Annotated in this window: 19 protein-coding genes; 9 read left to right on the plus strand and 10 right to left on the minus strand. The window is 59.8% G+C overall.

The window, feature by feature from the left end; translation table 11 throughout:
* The first annotated feature begins 99 nt into the window (after positions 1–99).
* The 8 genes from KGB20_RS25060 (at position 100) to cobA (ending at position 11,677) form a co-directional block, all read left to right on the plus strand.
* Positions 100–1,311 carry a CmpA/NrtA family ABC transporter substrate-binding protein gene (locus KGB20_RS25060; RefSeq protein ID WP_223508575.1) on the plus strand — a complete coding sequence of 404 codons (1,212 nt, stop codon included), beginning with the start codon at positions 100–102 and terminating at the stop codon, positions 1,309–1,311.
* 15 nt (positions 1,312–1,326) lie between these two features.
* Entirely contained in the window at positions 1,327–1,902 is a 576-nt protein-coding gene (locus KGB20_RS25065; protein ID WP_008048624.1) for an ANTAR domain-containing response regulator, read from the plus strand.
* 339 nt (positions 1,903–2,241) lie between these two features.
* The gene (locus KGB20_RS25070) at positions 2,242–3,453 is read left to right on the plus strand and encodes a nitrate/nitrite transporter (protein WP_057715698.1); all 1,212 of its coding nucleotides are present in this window, start codon (positions 2,242–2,244) and stop codon (positions 3,451–3,453) included.
* Positions 3,454–3,460: 7 nt separating this feature from the next.
* A complete protein-coding gene (locus tag KGB20_RS25075) occupies positions 3,461–5,128 on the plus strand; it encodes a bifunctional protein-serine/threonine kinase/phosphatase (RefSeq protein ID WP_223533164.1) in 1,668 nt (555 codons plus the stop codon).
* A gap of 289 nt (positions 5,129–5,417) precedes the next feature.
* Entirely contained in the window at positions 5,418–7,871 is a 2,454-nt protein-coding gene (nirB, locus tag KGB20_RS25080; protein ID WP_223533166.1) for a nitrite reductase large subunit NirB, read from the plus strand.
* Positions 7,868–8,185, plus strand: a complete 318-nt coding sequence (nirD, locus tag KGB20_RS25085; protein ID WP_046042889.1) for a nitrite reductase small subunit NirD — start codon at positions 7,868–7,870, stop codon at positions 8,183–8,185. Before nirB ends, nirD begins: the two co-directional genes overlap by 4 nt.
* On the plus strand, positions 8,185–10,902 hold the full coding sequence (locus KGB20_RS25090) for a nitrate reductase (protein WP_223533168.1): 2,718 nt from the start codon (positions 8,185–8,187) through the stop codon (positions 10,900–10,902). The genes nirD and KGB20_RS25090 overlap by 1 nt, the downstream gene beginning before the upstream one ends.
* A gap of 10 nt (positions 10,903–10,912) precedes the next feature.
* Positions 10,913–11,677, plus strand: a complete 765-nt coding sequence (gene cobA / locus KGB20_RS25095; RefSeq protein WP_154946558.1) for a uroporphyrinogen-III C-methyltransferase — start codon at positions 10,913–10,915, stop codon at positions 11,675–11,677.
* Positions 11,678–11,750: 73 nt separating this feature from the next.
* Here cobA and KGB20_RS25100 read toward each other — a convergent pair whose 3' ends face one another.
* From KGB20_RS25100 to ppsA, 8 genes are all read right to left on the minus strand, one after another.
* Entirely contained in the window at positions 11,751–12,782 is a 1,032-nt protein-coding gene (locus tag KGB20_RS25100) for an OmpA family protein (protein ID WP_057715703.1), read from the minus strand.
* A 107-nt stretch (positions 12,783–12,889) separates the two neighbouring features.
* Positions 12,890–13,480 carry an RNA polymerase sigma factor SigX gene (gene sigX, locus KGB20_RS25105; protein WP_081498059.1) on the minus strand — a complete coding sequence of 197 codons (591 nt, stop codon included), beginning with the start codon at positions 13,478–13,480 and terminating at the stop codon, positions 12,890–12,892.
* A gap of 90 nt (positions 13,481–13,570) precedes the next feature.
* A complete protein-coding gene (locus KGB20_RS25110) occupies positions 13,571–14,395 on the minus strand; it encodes a mechanosensitive ion channel family protein (RefSeq protein ID WP_008048604.1) in 825 nt (274 codons plus the stop codon).
* A 2-nt stretch (positions 14,396–14,397) separates the two neighbouring features.
* Positions 14,398–14,646: a hypothetical protein gene (locus KGB20_RS25115; RefSeq protein ID WP_008017601.1), complete on the minus strand. Its 249-nt coding sequence runs from the start codon at positions 14,644–14,646 to the stop codon at positions 14,398–14,400.
* 62 nt (positions 14,647–14,708) lie between these two features.
* Positions 14,709–15,704: a zinc transporter ZntB gene (locus KGB20_RS25120; RefSeq protein ID WP_150812371.1), complete on the minus strand. Its 996-nt coding sequence runs from the start codon at positions 15,702–15,704 to the stop codon at positions 14,709–14,711.
* Positions 15,705–15,730: 26 nt separating this feature from the next.
* Positions 15,731–16,222 carry a ribonuclease E activity regulator RraA gene (gene rraA / locus KGB20_RS25125; RefSeq protein WP_008027412.1) on the minus strand — a complete coding sequence of 164 codons (492 nt, stop codon included), beginning with the start codon at positions 16,220–16,222 and terminating at the stop codon, positions 15,731–15,733.
* A 120-nt stretch (positions 16,223–16,342) separates the two neighbouring features.
* Positions 16,343–17,332, minus strand: a complete 990-nt coding sequence (locus KGB20_RS25130; protein WP_223533169.1) for an alpha/beta fold hydrolase — start codon at positions 17,330–17,332, stop codon at positions 16,343–16,345.
* Between the two features lie 197 nt (positions 17,333–17,529).
* A complete protein-coding gene (gene ppsA, locus KGB20_RS25135) occupies positions 17,530–19,905 on the minus strand; it encodes a phosphoenolpyruvate synthase (protein WP_090454035.1) in 2,376 nt (791 codons plus the stop codon).
* 174 nt (positions 19,906–20,079) lie between these two features.
* Here ppsA and KGB20_RS25140 point away from each other — a divergent pair, with 174 nt between their 5' ends.
* The gene (locus KGB20_RS25140) at positions 20,080–20,898 is read left to right on the plus strand and encodes a pyruvate, water dikinase regulatory protein (RefSeq protein ID WP_008048584.1); all 819 of its coding nucleotides are present in this window, start codon (positions 20,080–20,082) and stop codon (positions 20,896–20,898) included.
* Positions 20,899–21,024: 126 nt separating this feature from the next.
* On the opposite strand, the gene prpD is transcribed toward KGB20_RS25140, so the two are convergent.
* Together prpD and prpF are read right to left on the minus strand one after the other, a co-directional pair.
* Positions 21,025–22,509, minus strand: a complete 1,485-nt coding sequence (prpD, locus tag KGB20_RS25145) for a 2-methylcitrate dehydratase (protein ID WP_223533171.1) — start codon at positions 22,507–22,509, stop codon at positions 21,025–21,027.
* Between the two features lie 126 nt (positions 22,510–22,635).
* Complete coding sequence (gene prpF, locus KGB20_RS25150; RefSeq protein ID WP_102668985.1) at positions 22,636–23,826, minus strand: 2-methylaconitate cis-trans isomerase PrpF; 1,191 nt, start codon at positions 23,824–23,826, stop codon at positions 22,636–22,638.
* Positions 23,827–23,870: the final 44 nt, after the last annotated feature.

Raw genomic sequence — 23,870 nt, forward strand, 5'->3', positions numbered from 1 at the left:
CCATGCCAACGACCGAATGTGTGCAAAGACAATGGCGTCGTCCCCGGCCTGCTCATGCAAGAACTCGGGACGACGTTTTTTTTGCAAGGTGAACACGCGATGAACGAACCATCAGCCGACCCTCTGGCCTGGGTCAATGGCAGCGATGCCCCGGAAAAAACCGAAATCAATCTCGGCTTCATGGCTCTGAGCGACTGCGCCTCGGTGGTTGTCGCCGCCACCCAGGGCTTCGCCCAACCCCATGGTTTGACCCTGAACCTCAAGCGTCAGTCGTCCTGGGCCAACCTGCGGGACAAACTGGTCAGCGGCGAACTCGATGCCGCCCACAGCCTCTACGGTCTGGTTTACGCCGTTCACCTAGGGATCGGTGGCGTGGCCGCGACCGACATGGCCGTGCTGATGGGCCTGAATCAGAACGGCCAGAGCATCAACCTGTCCCGTGGTTTGCAAGCGCTTGGAGTGACCAGTCCTGAAGCACTGGAACGGCACGTGCACCAAACTCGCTCAAAATTCACCTTCGCCCAGACGTTTCCAACCGGCACCCACGCCATGTGGTTGTATTACTGGCTCGCCAGCCAGGGCATTCACCCGCTGCTGGATGTCGACAGCGTGGTGGTGCCGCCGCCGCAAATGGTCGCGCACCTGCGGGCCGGGCGTATCGACGGGCTCTGCGTCGGCGAACCCTGGTCCGCCAGCGCCGTGCAACAGGACCTCGGCTTCACCTTGGCGACGACCCAGACCATCTGGCCCGATCATCCGGAAAAGGTCCTGGGCTGCACCCGCGCCTTCGTCGAGCAATACCCCAACACTGCCCGCGCGTTGGTGATGGCGATTCTGGAGGCCAGTCGCTTCATCGAAGAAAGCAGCGAAAATCGTCGCAGCACCGCGCAATTGCTCAGTGCAGCGCAATACCTCGATGCGCCGCTGGAGTGCATCGAGCCGCGCCTGCTGGGCGACTATGTCGATGGTCTGGGCAATCGCTGGCAAGACCCACACGCCCTGCGCTTCCATGGTGAAGGCGAGGTCAATCTGCCGTACCTGTCCGATGGCATGTGGTTCATGACCCAGTTCCGTCGCTGGGGTTTGTTGCGCGACGACCCGGATTACCTCGCCGTGGCCCGTCAAGTCCAGCAACTAGACTTGTATCGTGAAGCGGCCAGCGCTGTAGGTGTCGCGGCACGGGGCAAGGAGATGCGCAGCAGTCAGTTGATCGACGGCAAGACCTGGGACGGTTCGGACCCGGCCGGTTATGCCCGCAGTTTCAAACTGCACGCCATGAGCGACAGCTCGCACCGATCCGCCAGCCGCTGACAGGAGACCATGAACATGCTGCGTATCCTGCTGATCAATGACACCGCTAAAAAAGTCGGGCGCCTGAAGGCCGCCCTGACCGAGGCCGGATTCGAAGTGATCGATGAATCCGGCCTGACCATCGACCTGCCCGAACGCGTCGAAACGGTGCGTCCGGATGTGATTCTGATCGATACAGAGTCACCGGGCCGCGATGTCATGGAACAAGTGGTGCTGGTGACTCGCGACCAGCCACGACCGATTGTGATGTTCACGGACGAACACGACCCCGATGTGATGCGACAGGCGATCAAGTCCGGTGTCAGCGCCTACATCGTCGAAGGCATTCACGCACAACGCCTGCAGCCGATTCTCGATGTGGCCATGGCACGCTTCGAAAGCGATCAGGCCTTGCGTGCCCAACTGCATGCCCGCGACCAGCAATTGGCCGAGCGCAAGCGCATTGAACTGGCCAAGGGACTGCTGATGAAAATGAAGGACTGCAACGAGGAAGAGGCCTACACACTGATGCGCCGCCAGGCGATGAGCCGCCAGCAGAAGCTGATTCAAGTGGCGGAGCAGATTATTGCCATGAGCGAGTTGCTCGGCTGAAGTGCTGTGGCGAATGTTCTATCGCCTTCGCGAGCAAGCCCGCTCCCACAAGGGCGCTACGCCGAACACGAATCACCTGTCGGAGCGGGCTTGCTCGCGAATGGCGGCAACCCGGTTTCGGTTGTTGGCACAGATCTCGCTAAGTAATCACCACAGGTAACCAACGGCGGTTGCCCCACCTACGACAAAGACGTCGCTCACCTCATTTGCCCTTGGCGGATCGGGTAGCGGCGTTTTTTCGTTTTGGCCCCACAGCACGGGGCCGGTGGTGCGGCCGTATCGGCGCCCCACCTGCAAGCTCATGACTCCTTTCGAGACTCTTCACAGCTGAGGTGCGCAATGAATTCAAGCTTCTGGAAATCCGGCCATACACCCACATTGTTCGCAGCTTTCCTCTATTTCGACCTGAGCTTCATGGTCTGGTACCTGCTCGGTCCTTTGGCGGTACAGATCGCCGCCGACCTGCACCTGACGACGCAGCAACGCGGGCTGGTGGTCGCCACGCCGATTCTGGCCGGGGCGGTGTTGCGCTTCGTGATGGGGATGCTGGCTGATCGCCTGTCGCCCAAAACCGCCGGCCTGATCGGTCAGGTCATCGTGATCTGCGCGCTGTTCGGTGCCTGGAAACTCGGAATCCACAGCTACGAACAGGCGTTGCTGCTGGGCCTGTTCCTCGGCATGGCCGGCGCTTCGTTCGCCGTCGCCTTGCCCCTGGCCTCGCAGTGGTATCCGCCGCAGCATCAAGGCAAGGCCATGGGCATCGCCGGCGCGGGGAACTCGGGCACGGTGCTCGCCGCATTGATCGCCCCGGTGCTGGCGGCGGCGGTTGGCTGGAGCAACGTGTTCGGTTTCGCCCTGATTCCGCTGATTCTGACCCTGATCGTCTTCGCCTGGCTGGCCCGCAATGCCCCCGAGCGGCCAAAAGCCAAATCCATGGCCGACTACTTCAAGGCCTTGGGCGATCGTGACAGCTGGTGGTTCATGTTTTTCTACAGCGTCACATTCGGCGGCTTCATCGGTCTGGCCAGTGCCCTGCCCGGTTATTTCAACGACCAGTACGGCTTGAGCCCGGTGACCGCCGGCTACTACACCGCAGCCTGCGTGTTCGGCGGCAGCCTGATGCGCCCCTTGGGTGGCGCGCTGGCTGACCGGTTCGGCGGCATTCGGACTCTGCTGGCGATGTACACCGTCGCGGCGATCTGCATTGCCGTGGTCGGCTTCAATCTGCCGAGCTCCTACGCCGCACTGGCACTTTTCGTCTGCACCATGCTCGGTCTGGGCGCAGGCAATGGCGCGGTATTCCAATTAGTGCCCCAGCGTTTTCGCCGGGAAATCGGCGTGATGACCGGCCTGATCGGCATGGCCGGCGGTATCGGTGGCTTTGCCCTCGCGGCCGGCATGGGCGCGATCAAGCAAAGCACCGGTAGCTATCAACTGGCACTGTGGTTGTTCGCCAGCCTCGGCGTTCTGGCCTGGTTCGGTCTGCACGGCGTAAAACGTCGCTGGAGAACCACCTGGGGTTCGGCCGCCGTGACGGCTGCGCGGGTCTGACGCCCCGATGAGCCTGCAACTGAGTTTCGCCGAAGCCAGCGCCATCGGTCCTCGCGAGGAAAACCAGGATGCCCTGCGCCTGGTCACGCCGGCTCCGGCGCTGGCCGCGAGCAAGGGTTACCTGTTCGCGATTGCCGACGGTGTCAGCCAATGCGTCGATGGCGGTCTGGCTGCCCGTTCGACGCTGCAGGCCCTGGCGCTGGATTACTACGCCACGCCGGAAACCTGGAGCGTCGCACAGGCACTCGATCGTCTGCTGCTGGCGCAGAACCGCTGGTTGCAGGCCAATGGCGGCGGACAACCGCTGCTGACCACCCTCAGTGCGCTGGTCCTGCGCGGCCGGCGTTTTACCTTGGCTCATGTCGGCGATTGTCGGGTGTATCGCTGGCACGCCGACCAATTGCAGCGAATCAGCGAAGATCACGTCTGGGACCAGCCGGGCATGCAGCATGTGCTGAAACGGGCGCTGGGGCTCGATCAACACCTGGTGCTGGATTTTCTCGACGGTGAGTTGCGCCCCGATGAGAGCTTCGTCCTGCTCAGCGACGGCGTCTGGGCCGTCCTGGGCGATACCGCCATTGCCGCGATCCTGCGCGATCAACCGGACTTGCACAGTGCTGCGAACACCCTGGTCAATGCTGCGCACCTGGCGGGCAGCCAGGACAACGCCAGCGCCCTGCTGGTGCGGGTCGATGCCCTCGGCGAAGCGAGCATTGGCGATGCGTTGATGCACTTACAGCAATGGCCACTGCCGCCTGCCCTGAAACCGGGTCAGGCGTTCGAGGGCTGGCAGGTCGAGGGGATCGTCGCACAGAGCCAGCAATCGCTGCTTTATCGCGTTCGCGACAGCCAGCAACAACCCTGGCTGTTGAAAACCCTGCCCGGTCGCCTGCACGACGATCACCAGGCCGGGCAAGCGTTACTGTCGGAAGAATGGTTTCTCAAACGCGTGGCCGGTCGACATTTTCCTGAAGTCCACTCCGCCAGTCAGCGTCAGCATTTGTACTACGTGATGCGTGAATATTCGGGCGTTACCCTGGCCCAACGACATGAGCAAGGCGGGCCGCTGCCGCTGCCCCAGTGGCAAGACATCGCCGAACGCTTGCTGCGAGCGGTCGGTCTGTTGCATCGACGGCAGATCCTGCATCGCGATATCAAACCGGAAAACCTGCTGCTGGGGGACGATGGTGAGTTGCGCCTGCTGGATTTCGGCCTCGCCTACTGCCCCGGGCTTTCGCAAGATCTGCCCTGGGCGCTGCCGGGTACACCCAGTTACATCGCACCCGAAGCCTTTCGCGGCGAAGTACCGACGCCACAACAGGACTTGTACGCCGTCGGAGTAACCCTGTATTTCCTGCTCACCGGGCATTACCCCTATGGCGAAATCGAAGCCTTCCAGCGGCCGAGGTTTGGCCTCCCGGTCAACGCCAGCCGCTACCGGCCCGATCTGCCGGACTGGATCGCCCATAGCCTGGAGCGCGCCGTGGCGGCGGCCCCCGACCAGCGTTTCGAAACAGCGGAAGAATGGCTGCTGCTGATCGAACAGGGCGAGCGCCACAGCTTGAGCGTGCGCCCCAGGCCCTTGCTGGAGCGCGAACCGCTGAAAGTCTGGCGAACATTGGCGCTGGTATCGTTGCTGCTCAATCTGGTGCTGTTGATGGTTGCGCTCCATTAGCGGGCAAAGCGCCTTGAATCGGTGCACTCCCTCACGGTTCTGCCCTTGTGAACGGGGAAAATGCCAACAAACACGGGATTTGAGCGACTTGGCATAACCACTGCATTACCTCTTTCAACAGACATACAGCGCAGGCTTCAACGACGAAGGTTGCACTTCCCGAGAGAACGGGACCAGGACAAAGGCGTCCTCGCTAGGCAACTAGCGGGACGCCTTTTTTTGTTTGCGCAAAATTTGTCGAGCACGGCCTGACCCTGATGAGGCAGGCCTGAGCTCCCCGGAGAACCTGATGAAAAAACTAAAACTGGTGATGATCGGCAACGGCATGGCCGGGGTCCGGACCCTGGAAGAGCTGCTCAAACTGAGCACGGAGCTGTACGACATCACGGTCTTCGGTGCCGAACCGCACACCAACTACAACCGCATCCTGCTGTCGCCGGTGCTGGCGGGCGAACAGACCTTCGAAGAAATCGTGCTCAACGACCTGGACTGGTACCTGGAAAACAACATCAAACTGCTGCTCAACCGCAAGGTGGTGGAGATCGACCGGGTCAAGCGCCGGGTCATTGCCGAAGACGGCAGCGAAGCCGAATACGATCGCCTGCTGATCGCCACCGGCTCGACGCCTTTCATCCTGCCCATTCCCGGCAACACCCTTGACGGCGTGATCGGCTACCGCGACATCGCCGACACCCAGGCCATGATCGACACCGCGAAAACCCACAGGCACGCCGTAGTGATCGGCGGCGGCCTGCTCGGCCTGGAGGCCGCCAACGGCCTGATGCTGCGGGGCATGCACGTCACCGTGGTGCATATCGGCGAGTGGTTGCTGGAGCGGCAACTGGACAAGACCAGCGGCCAGTTGCTGCAAACCGCGCTGGAATCTCGCGGCCTGCACTTTCGCCTGTGCGAGCAGACCCAGGCCTTGCACGACGCTGGCAACGGCCGGGTCGGTTCGGTGCAATTCAAGAACGGCGACATCATTCCCGCTGACCTGGTAGTGATGGCCGCCGGCATTCGCCCCAATACCGAACTGGCGGAGAAATCCGGCATTCCGTGCAGCCGCGGGATTCTGGTCAACGACACAATGCAAACTTACGACCCACGGATCTATGCCATCGGCGAGTGTGCCAGCCACCGCGGTATCGCGTATGGCTTGGTGGCGCCGCTGTTCGAACAGGCCAAAGTCTGCGCCAACCACCTGGCCCAACTGGGTTTTGCCACCTACAAGGGTTCGGTGACCTCGACCAAATTGAAGGTTACCGGTATCGACCTGTTTTCCGCCGGCGACTTCATGGGCGGTGAAGGCACCGAGACCATTACCCTCTCGGACCCGATTGGCGGCGTCTACAAGAAACTGGTGATCAAGGATGACGTGCTGGTCGGCGCCTGCCTGTACGGCGATACGGCGGATGGCGGCTGGTATTTCCGGCAGATCCGTGAAAACCATGCCATCAGTGAGATCCGCGATCACTTGATGTTCGGTGAAAATGCGCTTGGCGACGTAGGACATCAAGGCCAGGACAAAGCCATGAGCATGGCTGACAACGCCGAAGTCTGCGGCTGCAACGGCGTGTGCAAAGGCACCATCGTCAAGGCCATTCAGGAACACGGGCTGTTCAGTGTCGACGACGTCAAGAAACACACCAAGGCTGCCAGCTCCTGCGGCTCGTGCGCGGGTTTGGTGGAGCAGATCCTGATCAACACCGTGGGCGGCGCCGCCGACGTCAAGCCGAAAAGCGAAAAGGCCATCTGCGGCTGCAGCGATCTCAACCACGGGCAAATCCGCCAGGCCATCCGCGAGCAGCACCTGCTGACCATCGCCGACACCATGAGCTACCTGAACTGGCGCACACCCAACGGCTGCGCCACCTGCCGCCCGGCGCTCAACTACTACCTGATCTCCACCTGGCCAGGAGAAGCCAAGGATGATCCGCAATCGCGCCTGATCAATGAACGCGCCCACGCCAATATTCAGAAAGACGGCACCTACTCTGTAGTCCCGCGGATGTGGGGCGGTGTGACCAATCCTTCAGAGCTGCGGCGCATTGCCGACGTCGCCGACAAGTACAACGTGCCGATGGTCAAGGTTACCGGTGGCCAGCGCATCGACTTGCTGGGTATTCGCAAGCAAGACCTGCCGGGGGTGTGGAAAGACCTGGACATGCCGTCCGGCCACGCCTACGGCAAATCCATCCGCACAGTGAAAACCTGCGTCGGCAGCGAGTTCTGCCGCTTTGGCACCCAGAACTCCACACAACTTGGCATTGAACTGGAACATGACCTGTTCAACATGTGGTCGCCACACAAGGTGAAGCTGGCTGTCTCCGGTTGCCCGCGCAACTGCTCGGAAGCCGGTATCAAGGATGTGGGAATTATCGGTGTGGACTCCGGCTGGGAGATGTACATCGGTGGCAACGGCGGGATCAAGACCGAAGTCGCGGAATTCTTCGTCAAACTGAAAACCGCCGAAGAAGTGCGCGAATACAACGGTGCATTCCTGCAGCTCTATCGCGAAGAAGCCTTCTACCTCGAGCGCACCGTGCACTACCTGCAACGGGTCGGCATGGAACACATCAAGAAAGCCGTGCTGGAAGATCCGGAGCGTCGCAAGGCGCTCAACGATCGCCTGCAATTCTCCCTGTCGTTCGAACAGGACCCGTGGAAGGAACGCCTGGAACAGCCCCAGCTGAAAAAAGAATTCGACGTCATCCCCGTGAAAAACCTGGAGGTGCTGGCATGAACTGGCTGGATATCTGTGCACTGGAAGAGATCAATGCCCTGGGCTCGCGGATCATCGCCGGGCCAAAGGGAGACATCGCGATTTTCCGTACCAGCGACGACGAAGTGTTCGCCCTCGACGACCGCTGCCCGCACAAGGGCGGCCCGTTGTCCCAAGGTCTGGTCTACGGCAAGCGTGTGGCCTGCCCGCTGCACAACTGGCAAATCGACCTGGAAAGCGGCGAAGCCCTGGCCCCGGACATCGGCTGTGCCCATCACCATCTCGCCCGGGTGGAAAATGGCCGGGTGATGCTGGCCCTGCGGGATGCAGGCTGATGGACCGCCAGATCACTGCGTCCACCTGCTGTTACTGCGGGGTCGGCTGCGGGGTGCTGATCGAGCACGACGATTCACGCATCCTCGGCGTCAGCGGCGACCCGGCGCACCCGGCGAATTTCGGCAAACTGTGCAGCAAGGGTTCGACCCTGCACCTGACCGGCGACTTGACGGCGCGGGCGTTGTACCCCGAACTGCGCCTCGGTAAAAGCCTGGCCCGCCACCGCACCGATTGGGATACCGCCCTCGATCACGCCACCAGCGTGTTTGCCGCGACCATTGCCGAACATGGCCCGGACAGCGTGGCGTTCTACATTTCCGGGCAACTGTTGACCGAGGACTACTACGCCTTCAACAAGCTGGCGCGTGCCCTGGTAGGCACCAACAACATCGACAGCAATTCGCGCCTGTGCATGTCCTCGGCGGTGGTCGGCTACAAGCGCAGCCTGGGTGCCGACGCCCCGCCCTGCAGCTACGAAGACCTGGAGCTGAGCGATTGCGTGATGATCGTCGGCAGCAACATGGCCTACGCCCACCCGGTGCTGTTTCGCCGGCTGGAAGCAGCCAAATCCCGCCGGCCGCAGATGAAGGTCATCGTCATTGACCCACGTCGCACAGATACCTGCGATCTGGCTGACCTGCACCTGGCGATCTTGCCGGGCACCGATGTCGCCTTGTTCCATGGGATTTTGCATCTGCTGCTGTGGGAAGACTGGATAGATCGTGACTTCATCAGGGACCACACCGAAGGCCTGGCCGAGCTGAAAAACCTGGTGCGTGACTACACGCCGCAAATGGTTTCGCAGCTCTGCGGTATCAGCCTCGGGCAATTGCAGCAATGTGCCGAGTGGATCGGCACATCACCGAGCTTTCTGTCGCTGTGGTGCATGGGGCTTAACCAGTCCACCGCCGGCAGCGCGAAAAACAGTGCATTGATCAATCTGCACCTGGCCACCGGGCAGATCGGTCGTCCCGGCGCCGGACCTTTCTCCCTCACCGGTCAGCCAAATGCAATGGGTGGACGGGAAACCGGCAGTTTGTCCAACTTGCTGCCCGGTCACCGTGACGCTGCCAATGCACAACACCGTGCGCAAGTGGCGTCCTACTGGGGCATCGAGCAACTGCCGGAAAGCCCCGGGCTCTCTGCGATCGAATTGTTCGAGCAAGTGCGCAACGGCAAGATCAAGGCGTTGTGGATCGCCTGCACCAACCCCGCGCAATCCATGCCGGACCAGACGGCCGTGCGCGCAGCTCTGCAAGCCTGCCCGTTCGTGGTGTTGCAGGAAGCCTTCAGCACCACTGAAACCGCGAAGTTCGCCGACCTTCTGCTGCCCGCCGCCAGTTGGGGGGAAAAGGAAGGTTGCGTGACCAACTCCGAGCGGCGCATTTCCCACGTACGCCAGGCAATCGTCGCACCGGGTGAGGCGCGGCCAGACTGGGCAATCACCGTAGATTTCGCACAACGCCTGGAAAAACACCTGCGTCCCGGCCAAGCCAGCCTGTTTGCATTTGATAATCCAGCTCAAGTCTTTGACGAATACAAACAACTGACTCAAGGTCGCGACCTGGATCTGTCCGGTATCAGCCATGCACTGATCGATCGTCTCGGCCCGCAGCAGTGGCCCTTCCCTGCCGGTGCCGTTGAAGGCACGGCCCGGCTGTACGTCGACGGGGTATTTGCCACTGCCAATGGGCGCGCACAGTTCGTGGCCGATCCATACCGTGCCGCCAAAGAGCAACGCGATGCACGCTTCCCGCTGACCCTGATCACCGGCCGGCTGCGCGATCAATGGCATGGCATGAGCCGCACCGGCACCGCTGCGCAGCTGTTCGGTCATGTCAGCGAAGCGGAGTTGAGCCTGCACCCGGACGAACTGCGCCGCCATCGCCTGCAGCCGGGGGATCTGGTCAGCCTGAAAAGCAGGCGCGGCGCAATCGTCGTCGCGGTTGCCAGCGATGACAGCGTGCGTCCGGGCCAGGCCTTTTTGCCGATGCATTGGGGCGACCGTTTTCTCAAGGGCGGGGTGAACAGTCTCACTCTGCCCGCATTCGATCCTTTGTCGAAACAGCCCGAACTTAAACACAGCGGCGTTCGCCTGGATCCGGTGGATTTGCCCTGGAAACTATTCGCACTGATCGAGGGCGATGTTCAACGGCATTTTGAAACGCTACGACCGCTCTGTGAGGCGTTTTCCTACGTCAGTCTCAGTCTGGTTGGCCGTGAGCGCCCTGCCCTGCTTGTACGAGCTGCCAATACTTCAGCACCTTCGGCAGAGTTGCTAAGCGAAATCGATAAAAACCTGGCGCTCGATGACGGCCCGGTACTGGCTTACGACGACCCTCGACGGGCCATAGGCAAGCGCGTGCGGATCGAAAATGGCCGGATCACCGCCATTCGACTGGCCGGTGAAACCCTTGCCCAGCACTGGTTGCAGGGGCTGTGGCTCGAAGGTCGCGCGGACCAGCAACTGCGGCGCTGGCTGCTTGCGCCGCTGAGCGCACCACCGGGCAATCTCGACACGCCCTTCAACTCGAACAAGATCCTGTGCAATTGCAAGAACGTCGGCCAGAACGCGATCTGCGCCGGCATCAGCCGTGGCCTGGACTTGCAGGGGCTCAAGCAAGAACTGGGTTGCGGCACGCAATGCGGGTCCTGCGTTCCGGAAATCAAACGCCTGCTGGCTGCCACGGCGCAGCCAGTCACCGTCTTCTCGTGAGGAAAACACTATGAGTGCAAAAGTCTGGCTGGTAGGTGCGGGCCCGGGTGATCCGGAGTTGCTCACGTTGAAAGCGGTACGTGCCTTGCGCGAGGCAGATGTGGTGCTGATCGATGACCTGGTCAATGTCGCGGTACTCGAGCATTGCCCTGGGGCGCGGATCATTCCGGTGGGCAAGCGTGGCGGCTGCCGCTCTACCCCGCAAGCGTTCATCCATCGCCTGATGCTTCGTTATGCCCGGCAGGGTAAATGCGTAGCGCGGCTCAAGGGCGGCGATCCATGCATTTTCGGCCGCGGTGGTGAAGAGGCGCAGTGGCTGCGTGAGCGTGGGGTCGAAGCCGAGTTGGTCAACGGCATCACTGCCGGACTGGCGGGGGCAACGCAATGCGATATTCCGCTGACTTTGCGCGGTGTAGCCCGTGGTGTCACGCTGGTCACCGCACACACCCAGGACGACAGCCAATTGAACTGGCAGGCACTGGCCCAAGGCGGAACGACGTTGGTGGTTTACATGGGAGTGGCCAAGCTGGGTGAAATCCGTGAGCAGCTATTGGCCGGCGGCATGGCAACGGATACGCCCGTGGCCATGATTGAAAATGCCTCCTTGCCCCATCAACGGGAATGTCGGAGCACTCTCACAAACATGGATGAAGCGGCCTACAGATTCCAACTGAAAAGCCCTGCCATACTGGTGATCGGTGCAGTGGCAGCCAGTGCAACTCAATCGCTGTGGGAGCGTGAATTGCCTGTGATGGCGGCAGATCAGTCAGCGTAGTTTCAACTATTTCACCAAATTGCAGACAAAGAAAAGCCCGGCCTGAGCCGGGCTTTTCAGAGCTGCGAGCTAATTACTTAGCTTGAGCTTCAACCTGCGCTTCTACGCGACGGTTAACTGCACGACCAGCGTCAGTTTTGTTGTCAGCAACTGGGCGGGATTCGCCGTAGCCAACAGACTGAACGCGGGACGATTCAACACCGTACTGGTTGGTCAGAACTTGTTTAACGGCGTTTGCACGACGCTCGGACAGTTTCTGGTTGTAAGCGTCAGGACCGACGGAGTCAGTGTGACCTTCAACAGTAGTGCTGGTGGATGGGTACTGCTTCATGAAGTCAGCCAGGTTCTTGATGTCGCCGTAGCTGTTTGGCTTGACTACCGACTTGTCGAAGTCGAACTTCACGTCCAGCTCAACACGAACAACTTCAGCAACTGCCGGGCAGCCGTCAGCGTCAACAGTTACGTTGGCTGGGGTGTCTGGGCACTTGTCAACGTTGTCGCAAACGCCATCGTTGTCGCTGTCAGAGCAAACTTCCGGAGCTGGAACTGGAGCAGCAGCTGGCTTGCTGCCGCCGCCGAAGTTCACACCGATACCGACGCTAGGAGCCCACTCGGTGTTGCCCTGGTCGATGTTGTACTGAGCTTCAACGCCAGCACGGGCGTAGAAGTTGTCGGTGAAGTACAGCTTGGCACCGCCGCCAACGTTGGCGAAGGTGGAACGGTTACGACCGTTCGAGCCGTTCTGGTCGATGCTCTGGTCGGAGAAACCGCCCGAGACGTAAGGACGCAGCATGTCGCCTGGGTTGTTGAAGTGGTACAGAGCGTCCAGAGCGGTGTTCGCGCCCTTAACGTTCTTGCCGTCGTTTGCACGGGCGTTGTGCACTTCGTCGTAGGCCAGACGCAGTTCAACGTCGTCTGTCAGGAAGTAACCGATAGAACCACCCGGCAGGATGCCGTCGTTCTTGAAGTTACGGTCGCTATCGAAATATTGCTTCTTTGCGTAGCCTTCGATTTCAACTGCGCCTTGGCCCTGTGCCAGAGCGCCGATGGAAGTGGCGGCAATAAGAGAACCAATGGCCAAGCCCAAGGTGTTTTTCAGTTTCATCCGTTAAATCCCCATCTGGTGATTGTGAAGCAGTCCCGCAAACCGGGGGACAACTCGGCGGCAAGTCTAACAGAACTTGCCTACACGTAAGAGATATTTGCGCTGAACTAAGTTTCAGCAATGCCTGCAAATTTCTCACGCAATTTATCTAGAGCGCGTTTGTACCGCATTTTTGTTGCGCTCAAACCCATATGCATGATGTCTGCGATTTCCTGAAACTCCAGCTCTGCGACAAATCGTAGCACCAGAATTTCACGATCAATCGGGTTCACATACACCAACCAGCGATCAAGTCCGCCTTTTTCCTCAGGTTTCGGCGTCTTTTCTTCAGACGCTTCCTCGAGGGGGTCAAGACTCAATGCGTCCATCAAGCGACGCTTTCGCCGTTCCTTCCGATACTGTGTGATGCACTCGTTGTACGTGATGCTATATAGCCATGTCTTGAACTTCGATTTACCTTCGAAGTTCTTCAGGCCATACAGCACCTTCAACATGACCTCCTGACAGACATCGTCTGCGTCGCGATCGTTCCCTAGATATCGTGCGCACACGTTAAATAATGTTCGCTGGTAACGCCGCATCAGTTCTTCATAGGCGCGTGTTACGTGAAACAGCTCGGTATGCGCGCGCGCGACCAACTCCTCATCAGAGAGCTCGCGGGGGTCGTAGCGCATGGATAACGATTGGGCTTTATTCAAAACAAGTCGGGCCGACAGTCAGGTCAATGTCCGCCGCAGCCAGCGTGAGCAGGCATTTTGCGGCGGCATACATTAGCAGGGTTTGCCGGGTTAGCGGCTACTCACATGCTGCTCAAGGAGGATCCGATTGGAAAGAGAGACTAGCTCACCCTCATCGGTCAGCAATGTGGTTTTAACCGTGCCGATCTCTTCGATCTGGCCTTCGACCTCGCCAACACGCACTTGTTGCCCAACCTGGTACAGCTCACGCACGTAGATTCCCGCAAGAATCTGGCCGGCAATTTCCCGGCTTCCCAACCCCATGGCCAGCGCTACTGCCAGACCAACGGTTATCAACACAATCACGATCACATGGTTCAGCAGGTCGGTCTTGACCTCCAACTGGCTGATCGCAACCGAAATACTGATGATGATCACCAGGCCCTGGGCAATCCGCCCAAGCCCTGAAGCATAGTCCAGCCCCACGCCTTCTGCCGCTCCGCGCACCAGCCCGTTGGCCAGTTGCGCCAGCAAGACACCGACCAGCAACACCAGCGCCGCGCCGAACACCTTCGGCAAATACAACGCAAGCATGTCCAGCGTAGCTGAAACTCGCTCAAGGCCAAGGGATTCTGCGGCAGAAACCAGAAAAATCAGCAGAACGAACCAATAGACGATTTTGCCGATCAGCGTCGAAATAGGAACTTGCAACCCTGCACGGGACAGCAATTTGGTCAGGCCGGTGCCACCCATCAAGCGATCAAGGCCCAGTTTGGCGAGCAACTTCGAGAGCAAGGTGTCCAGCAGTTTGGCCACGACAAAACCCAACAGCAGCACAACCAGTGCGCCGAACAGGTTCGGAATGAAGTTCGCAACCTTGGTCCACAACGCAGTCATTGCAGTGACGAGGCTCTGAGTCCAGAGATCAAGTTCCATATTCAATCAGCCTTATCAGCAGTGCGAGCAGTAGGTTTACGAAGACGGGATACCGGCGCGACATGGGCCGATCCGTTATTCAGGGCGATCATCAGTGCGGGCAACCAGCGCCCCAGCAGGCTGAACAGATCACCGGCGCCGACCTGGCGGTTGGCGGTTTTCAGCACACGCCCCAGGCACGCATCGTCGTCCCGGGTGGACGGTGAGGCGTTGAGCATGTCGCGTAAAGACTGTTCAAACGGATCGTGCATACGCACCTCTCGTGATGTCTGTGGGAGACGCGGTCAGTTTTGGTCGGGTCACATGGTTTCCCTCAGACCCAGCGTAAACGTCGGAACAACCACCACTGCCCGAGCGCCACCGAGACCATCATCAGGCAAGCGATCAGAAAGCCGTAAGGGCTGGCAGAGAATGGAATTCCACCGACGTTGATCCCCAAAAGCCCGGCCAGAAAACTCATCGGCAAAAAGATCCCGGTGATGATCCCGAAGCGATACATCGTGCGGTTCATGCGCACGCTCAAGCGACGGTCTTCAGCCTCCAGGACCAGCCCCACCCGCTCCCGGGTCAATTCCAGCTCTTCGAGGTAGCGGGTCAGGCTGTTGTTCAATTCGTTCCAGTAATCGCCGTCATCCTCGACGAACCAGGGCAACTTGATTCGCGTCAACTGCCCGAAAATGTCCCGCTGCGGAGCCAGAAAGCGCTTCAACGCAGCCGCCCGGCGACGAATCTGCAAAACCGCCCCGTGCTCAGGAGTATACCGTTCGTCGGTATCCAGCTTTTCTTCTTCCTCATCGACCACTTCCGAGAGACAGCTGACCAGATCCTGCACCTTGTTGGTGAGGTACTGCGCCATGCAAAGGATGAGTTCGGAGGCAGTTTTCGGCCCCTTGCCCTCGGACAGTTGCACCAGCAACTCGTCAGTGGCACGCAAAGGACGCAAACGCAGGGAAATGACACGCTGGGCAGAGCCGAAAATCCGCACCGACACCATGTCTTCCGGTTCGGCGCCAGGGTTCAGATTGACCCCGCGCAAAAATAGCAGCAGTTCGCTGTCCGAAAGCTGCAAAAGTCGCGGACGGGTGTTTTCTTCGAGTAACAGGTCACAGCTGAATTCGCTCAGACCGCTGGATTTGCGCAACCAGGTCCGGGTTTGCGGATGACTGCGATCCCAGTGCAGCCACAGGCTTTCATGGGCCTGCAGCTGCAAGTCATCGAGTTCAGTCCGGGCAATCGAACGCGCACCGCCTTTACCGTCCAGCACCAGGGCATGCACCAGCCCCCATTGCGCGTTTTCTTCCTCGAACATCCGCACTCCTTTGGTCAACCGGCGCTTTATTCAGGCATTTTCAGCGGGCTGGGCGAGATGATCACGCCGTTGTTGTCCGCATAAATGTATTCGCCTGGACGGAACGTCACGCCGGCAAACGTCACCACAACGTTGAGATCGCCGAGCCCGCGCCTGTCGGATTTCCTCGGGTGGCTGGCGAGGGCCTGAACGCCCAGATCGGTCTGCGCGATGATATCGACGTCGCGGATGCAACCGTAGATCACCAGCCCTTCCCAACCGTTTTTCGCGGCTTTCTCGGCCAGCATGTCACCGAGCAACGCATGCCGCAGGGAACCGCCACCGTCTACCACCAGCACTTTGCCATTCCCCTTGAGCTCGACCTGCTCCTTGACCCGCGAGTTGTCTTCAAAGCATTTGATGGTCACGATTTCGCCGCCGAAGGAATCACGGCCGCCGAAATTGCTGAACATCGGTTCCAGCACCTGCACCAGCTCCGGATAGGCGTCGCACAGGTCAGGCGTGATGTAATGGTTCATCGAGAAACTCCTGTAAGAGGAAGACAATCGAGGATGTCGGAAAGTGACCAGAACAGCTCAATGCGTCATATCTTAGCCGCAAGCCGACCGGAGCGAAATGCCCTTCTTAGAGCGTCAGGCTCAGATTGCCGCGACCAAATCCTGTTGCGCTCCCGGCAAAGGTGTCTGCTGATCGGCCAACCAGCGCGTCACCAAAGGCCAGACTTCAGCCTGGGCTGCCTTGCTGACGAGCATTTCCACGTGACCGAAATTGTCGCCGAAGCCCTGCTCGCGCCCCAGGTTGATGAATTGCTTGTGCTCGGAACCGAACTGCTCGAACAACTTGCGACACGCCCACGCAGGATCCTGATGATCACCCGCAGCGCTCACGGCAAGCACCGGCAACCTGACCTCGGCCAAACCCGCCCACCAGTTTTTATCGGCATCGCCAAAGCGCCCGAACAGACCGTACCAGCGCATGCCTTCCAGGGCCAGGCCGATGGGCTCGTCCTCCGGACCGCGCTTGAGCCTTGAGCCGGACAACTGGGCAAAACGCTTGAGAATGAAGCGACCGCTCCACTCTACCGGTGGAATCTTCAATGGCCAGTAGGTGCGACTGACTTGTGTACCGAAAAACGCCGCCGAGGCCACGACGGGCTCACCGATGTACTCGCCACCCAGCGCTGCGGCCAGTGTAATACCGCCCAGTGAGTGACCGATCCAGTGTGGCACCTGCCCGCTCTGTTCGCGCACGAACGCGCCAATGGCCGGCAGGTCATAGCGTGCGTAGTCGGCAACACGGTTCTTGCGGTAGTCGTGGTTACGCTGGGACAGGCCGTGACCGCGCATTTCCGGAATCCAGACATCGAACCCCAGACGGGCCAGGTAAGCGCCCAACCCCAGGCCTTTGGGAGAAAACCAGAACCGGCGATTGGAAAAGCTGCCGTGCAGCAGGATCACCGGCACACCACGGGAGGACGACTCATCGGCCATGCCAAGGCGTGTCACAGCCAATTCGACGGTGAAGTCGGGACTGTTACCGGGTTTCAAACGATACACATCTTCGCTCAGATCACCGCGCCGTTCGGCACTGATCAGGGCGACAGGAAATAGGTTGCTGCTGCTTTGCATAATCTCTTGCACAAAAAAGGGCGGCATCCAGATGGAGCCCGCCCTGCTTGAATCTCATAAAGACCGCTCCCTGTAGGAGCGAGCCCTGCTCGCGAAGAACTCGGGACACCACGTTTATCCAGGATAAACGCGTTATCGTTGACGTCCATCGCGAGCAAGCTCGCTCCCACAGAAAGGGGCGGCCCGTTTACACCGGATCAGGCCGAAGCTTGACCTTCCGCCAGGAAGAACCAGGTTTCCAGTACGGAGTCAGGGTTCAACGAAACGCTTTCAATGCCCTGCTCCATCAGCCACTTGGCCAGGTCCGGGTGGTCCGAAGGACCCTGACCGCAGATACCGATGTATTTGCCGGCCTTGTTGCACGCGGCAATCGCATTGGCCAGCAGCTTCTTGACCGCCGGATTACGCTCGTCGAACAGGTGGGCGATGATGCCGGAGTCACGGTCCAGGCCCAGGGTCAGCTGGGTCAGGTCGTTGGAGCCGATGGAGAAACCGTCGAAGAACTCGAGGAACTCTTCAGCCAGGATGGCGTTGGACGGCAGTTCGCACATCATGATCACGCGCAGGCCGTTCTGGCCACGAGCCAGACCATTTTCCGCCAGCAGATCCACCACCTGGCTCGCTTCGCCCAAGGTACGGACGAACGGCACCATGATTTCGACGTTGGTCAGGCCCATCTCGTTGCGCACGCGCTTGAGGGCACGGCATTCGAGTTCGAAGCAGTCGCGGAACGATTCGCTGATGTAACGCGAGGCACCGCGGAAGCCCAACATCGGGTTCTCTTCTTCCGGCTCGTACAGCTTGCCGCCGATCAGGTTGGCGTATTCGTTGGACTTGAAGTCCGACAGACGCACGATGACCTTTTTCGGCCAGAACGCAGCCGCCAGGGTGCTGATGCCTTCGACCAGTTTCTCGACGTAGAAGCCGACCGGATCGTTGTAACCGGCGATGCGCTTGTCGACGCTTTCCTTGATGTCCAGCGGCAGGCCGTCGTAGTTCAGCAGTGCCTTGGGGTGCACGCCGATCATGCGGTTGATGATGAACTCCAGGCGGGCCAGGCCCACACCGGCGTTCGGCAGCTGTGCGAAGTCGAAGGCGCGGTCCGGGTTACCGACGTTCATCATGATCTTGAACGGCAGCTCAGGCATGGCGTCCACGGAGTTCTTCTTGATGTCGAAGCCCAGTTCGCCTTCGAAGATGAAGCCGGTGTCGCCTTCAGCGCAGGAAACGGTCACGCCCTGGCCATCTTTCAACAGCTGGGTGGCGTTGCCGCAACCTACTACCGCTGGAATACCCAGCTCACGGGCGATGATCGCCGCGTGGCAAGTACGGCCGCCACGGTTGGTGACGATCGCGCTCGCGCGCTTCATGACCGGCTCCCAGTCCGGGTCGGTCATGTCGGAAACCAGTACGTCGCCTGGCTGGACCTTGTCCATCTCGGACACGTCCTTGATGATGCGGACCTTGCCGGCGCCGATGCGCTGGCCGATGGCGCGACCTTCCACCAGCACGGTGCCGGTTTCTTTCAACAGGTAACGTTCCATGACGTTGGCCTGGGTGCGGCTCTTCACGGTTTCCGGACGGGCCTGCACGATGTACAGCTTGCCGTCGTCACCGTCCTTGGCCCACTCGATGTCCATCGGGCACTGGTAGTGCTTCTCGATGATCATCGCCTGCTTGGCCAGTTCGCTGACTTCGGCGTCGGTCAGGCAGAAACGTGCGCGCTCAGCCTTGTCCACGTCGACGGTCTTGACCGAACGACCGGCCTTGGCCTCGTCGCCGTAGATCATCTTGATGGCTTTGCTGCCCAGGTTGCGGCGCAGGATCGCCGGGCGACCCGCGGCCAGCGTGCCTTTGTGAACGTAGAACTCATCCGGGTTCACCGCGCCTTGTACGACGGTTTCACCCAGGCCGTAGGCGCCGGTGATGAACACCACGTCACGGAAGCCCGACTCGGTATCGAGGGTGAACATCACGCCGGCGGTGCCGGTTTCGGAACGGACCATGCGCTGCACGCCAGCAGACAGGGCAACCAGCTTGTGGTCGAAGCCCTGGTGCACGCGATAGGAAATGGCACGGTCGTTGAACAGCGAGGCGAACACCTCTTTGGCGGCGCGAATGACGTTTTCGACACCACGGATGTTCAGGAAGGTTTCCTGCTGGCCGGCAAAGGATGCGTCGGGCAAGTCTTCGGCGGTGGCGGAAGAACGCACGGCCACGGCCACGTCAGGGTTGCCGGCGGACAGCGTGGCGAACGCGGTACGAATTTCGGCATTCAGTTTTTCAGGGAACTCGGCTTCCATGATCCATTGGCGGATCTGGGCACCGGTCTTGGCCAGCGCATTCACGTCATCGACGTCCAGGGCATCGAGCGCATCGTGAATCTGCTGATTCAGGCCGCTCAGTTCCAGGAAATCACGATAAGCCTGAGCGGTCGTGGCGAAGCCGCCGGGCACCGATACACCGGCACCTGCAAGGTTGCTGATCATCTCGCCCAGGGATGCGTTCTTGCCCCCCACATGCTCAACATCGTGTTTGCCGAGCTTATCGAGGGAAACTACGTACTCTACCAAGGTGATCTCTCCACTAACTGTGTTGGAAAAGCTCAGAAACCGGCTGCTTAAGTGAGCATTTGCCGGTTATATGGCCTGGACCTGGAAAATAAGTGAGAATGCGGGCCAATGGCGGCCGGCAAATCGCGCCTATCATATCCAAGATTCGTCACTAGCTTAAGGCCCAAGGTGCAAATGAAACGATCTGCTTTCTTTATCTCCGATGGTACCGGCATTACCGCCGAAACCCTGGGTCAAAGCCTTCTGGCGCAGTTCGAAAACATTACCTTCAGCAAAGTCACGCGGCCGTACATCGACAACGTGGACAAAGCGCGGGCCATGGTACAACAAATCAACAAAGCCGCCGAAACCGACGGCTTCCGTCCGATTATCTTCGACACCATCGTCAATCAGGACATTCGTGAGATTCTCGCAACCTCGAATGGTTTCATGATCGACATTTTCTCGACGTTCCTGGCACCGCTTGAACAGGAACTGACCGAGCATTCTTCCTATACCGTGGGCAAGTCCCACTCCATCGGCGCCAACACCAACTACATGGAGCGTATCGAGGCCGTTAACTTCGCCCTCGACAACGACGACGGCGCCCGCACGCACTATTACGACAAGGCCGACCTGATACTAGTGGGCGTGTCGCGATGTGGTAAGACGCCGACGTGCCTGTACATGGCAATGCAGTTCGGTATCCGTGCAGCCAACTACCCGCTGACCGAAGACGACATGGAGCGCCTGCAACTGCCGTCCGCCCTGCGCGCCCACCAGCACAAGCTGTTCGGTCTGACCATCGACCCGGACCGCCTTACCGCGATCCGCAACGAGCGCAAGCCCAACAGCCGCTATTCGAGCTACGCCCAGTGCGAGTTCGAAGTTCGCGAGGTGGAAAACCTGTTCCGCCGCGAGAACATTCCGAACATCAACTCCACGCACTTTTCCGTAGAAGAAATCTCCGCGAAGATTCTCGTGGAGAAAGGTGTGGAGCGGCGTTTCAAATAGATTTGTAGCGCCTGATCTGCCGCCTTCGCGAGCAAGCCCGCTCCCACATTTGATCGTATTCCTCCTGGGTAAACTCGATCAAATGTGGGAGCGGGCTTGCTCGCGAATGAACGATAACTCGGTCTCCTAGATAACAAACAAATCCACAAACCGGTTCACCAGTGTCGCCTCAAGTTTCTGCCGATCCTTGCACAACGCAAAAATCTCTTCGCTACGCTGACTGGTGAATCGTGTCAGCAAGTTCGCCCTGAACTTGTCCTCCAGCAACGGAATGCCTTCGACCCGACGTCGACGATGCCCAATCGGGTATTCCACCACCACGTTTTCAGTACTCGACCCGTCCTTGAAAAACACCTGCACCGCGTTGGCAATGGAGCGCTTGTCGGACTCCAGATACTCACGGGTGAAACGCGGCTCCTCAACTATCACCATCTTGTCGCGCAGCACATCGATGATCGGATGCGCCTTATGGAAATCATCTTCGTAATGCTCGGCAACCAGATTGCCAAAGGCCAGCGGCACGGCAGTCATGTACTGGATGCAGTGATCGCGATCAGCGGCATTGGCCAGCGGGCCGACCTTGGAAATGATGCGAATCGCCGACTCGTGAGTGGTGATGACGATCCGGTCGATTTCGTGCAGACGATTGCGCACTTGCGGATGCAGGGTCACCGCCGCCTCACAGGCCGTTTGCGCATGGAACTCGGCCGGAAAACTGATCTTGAACAACACGTTTTCCATCACATAACTGCCGTACGGTCGCGAGAAACTGAACGCACGCTTGTCTTCAGGCTTGAGCGCCAGATCGTTGTTGGTGTGGCTGAACAATACGTCGTAAAACCCCCACTGCCTGGCACTCAATACACCGGGAATACCCATTTCGCCGCGCATCGCCATGTCCGCCAAACGCACGCCACGACTGGACGCATCCCCCGCCGCCCAGGATTTACGCGAACCGGCATTCGGCGCATGCCGGTATGTGCGCAGGGCCTGGCCGTCCGCAAAGGCATGGGACAACGCCGACAACAACTGCTCGCGATTGGCACCCATCAGCTTGGCGGTGACTGCGGTCGAGGCCACTTTCACCAGAATGACGTGATCGAGGCCGACACGGTTGAACGAGTTTTCCAGGGCAATCACGCCTTGAATCTCATGGGCCATGATCATCGCTTCAAGCACTGTGCGCACGGTCAGCGGCGCCACACCATTAGCCAGGTGCTTTTGTGATAAATGGTCGGCTACCGCGAGAATACCGCCGAGGTTGTCCGACGGATGCCCCCACTCCGCCGCGAGCCAGGTGTCGTTGTAGTCGAGCCAGCGCACGATGCAGCCGATGTCCCACGCCGCCTTCACAGGATCGAGCCGGTAACTGGTCCCCGGCACCCGGGCGCCAAATGGCACGACAGTGCCTTCTACCACTGGCCCCAAATGCTTGGTGCACTCGGGAAAACGCAGGGCCAGCAGGCCGCAACCCAAGGTATCGATCAGACAGTTGCGCGCAGTATCCAGCGCCTCTTTTGACTCGATCTTGTAGTTGAGGACGTAATCGGCAATGTCCTGCAGGACCTTGTCGTAGTCGGGGCGGTTGTTCAGGTCGACGTTGGCACTCATGTTCGATTCACTCTTGCAGGAGCGAGCCTTGCTCGCGATGGTCGTCAACGATAACGCTGGGTGCCTGACACCCCGTGGTGCTCTCAGGTCCATCGCGAGCAGGCTCGCTCCTACATAGGGTATGGGTCAGAAAGAATCACCCGGCACACGGACAAACCCTTCCATCAACACCCGTGCACTGCGGCTCATGATCGCCTTGTTCACGGTCCACTCGCCGTTGACCTGGCTGGCCTCGGCGCCGACGCGCAAGGTACCGGACGGGTGGCCGAAGCGCACCGCGTTGCGTTCGATACCGCCTGCCGCGAGGTTAACCAGCGTACCGGTGATCGCTGCCGCCGTGCCGATTGCCACCGCAGCAGTACCCATCATCGCGTGGTGCAACTTGCCCATGGACAGCGCACGCACCAGCAGGTCGACATCACCCGCCGCAATGGCTTTGCCACTGGACGATACGTAATCCGCCGGTTTGGCGACGAAGGCCACTTTTGGCGTGTGCTGGCGCTTGGCAGCTTCGTCAATGTTCGAAATCAGGCCCATGCGCAATGCGCCGTAAGCACGGATGGTTTCGAACATCAGCAAGGCTTTCGGGTCGCCGTTGATCGCGCCCTGCAACTCGGTGCCCTTGTAGCCGATGTCTTCGGCATTGACGAAAATCGTCGGGATACCGGCGTTGATCATGGTCGCCTTGAAGGTGCCGACGCCGGGCACTTCCAGGTCGTCCACCAGGTTGCCGGTAGGGAACATCGAACCGCCGCCGCCCTCTTCGTCCGCCGCCGGATCGAGGAACTCGATCTGCACTTCGGCCGCCGGGAAGGTCACGCCGTCGAGTTCGAAATCGCCGGTTTCCTGTACTTCACCATTGGTGATCGGCACGTGGGCGATGATGGTCTTGCCAATGTTGGCCTGCCACACGCGAACCACCGCCACGCCGTTGTGCGGGATGCGGCTGGCGTCCACCAGGCCATTGCTGACGGCGAACGAACCGACCGCCGCCGACAGGTTGCCGCAGTTGCCGCTCCAGTCCACGAAGGGCTTGTCGATGGACACCTGACCGAACAGGTAATCGACATCGTGATCGGCCTTGATGCTTTTCGACAGGATCACGGTTTTGCTGGTGCTGGAAGTCGCGCCACCCATGCCGTCGATTTGTTTGTCGTACGGGTCGGGGCTGCCGATCACCCGCAGCAGCAAAGCGTCGCGGGCCTGGCCCGGGACCTGTGCCGCTTCAGGCAAATCCTTCAGGCTGAAAAACACGCCTTTGCTGGTGCCGCCGCGCATGTATGTCGCTGGAATTTTGATCTGCGGTGCATGAGCCATGGTGCTCGTTACTCCTAATCTGAAAACAGACACGGGACTCAAAG

It is taken from the genome of Pseudomonas sp. BF-R-30, from assembly GCF_019956175.1.
Lineage (GTDB): Bacteria > Pseudomonadota > Gammaproteobacteria > Pseudomonadales > Pseudomonadaceae > Aquipseudomonas > Aquipseudomonas jessenii.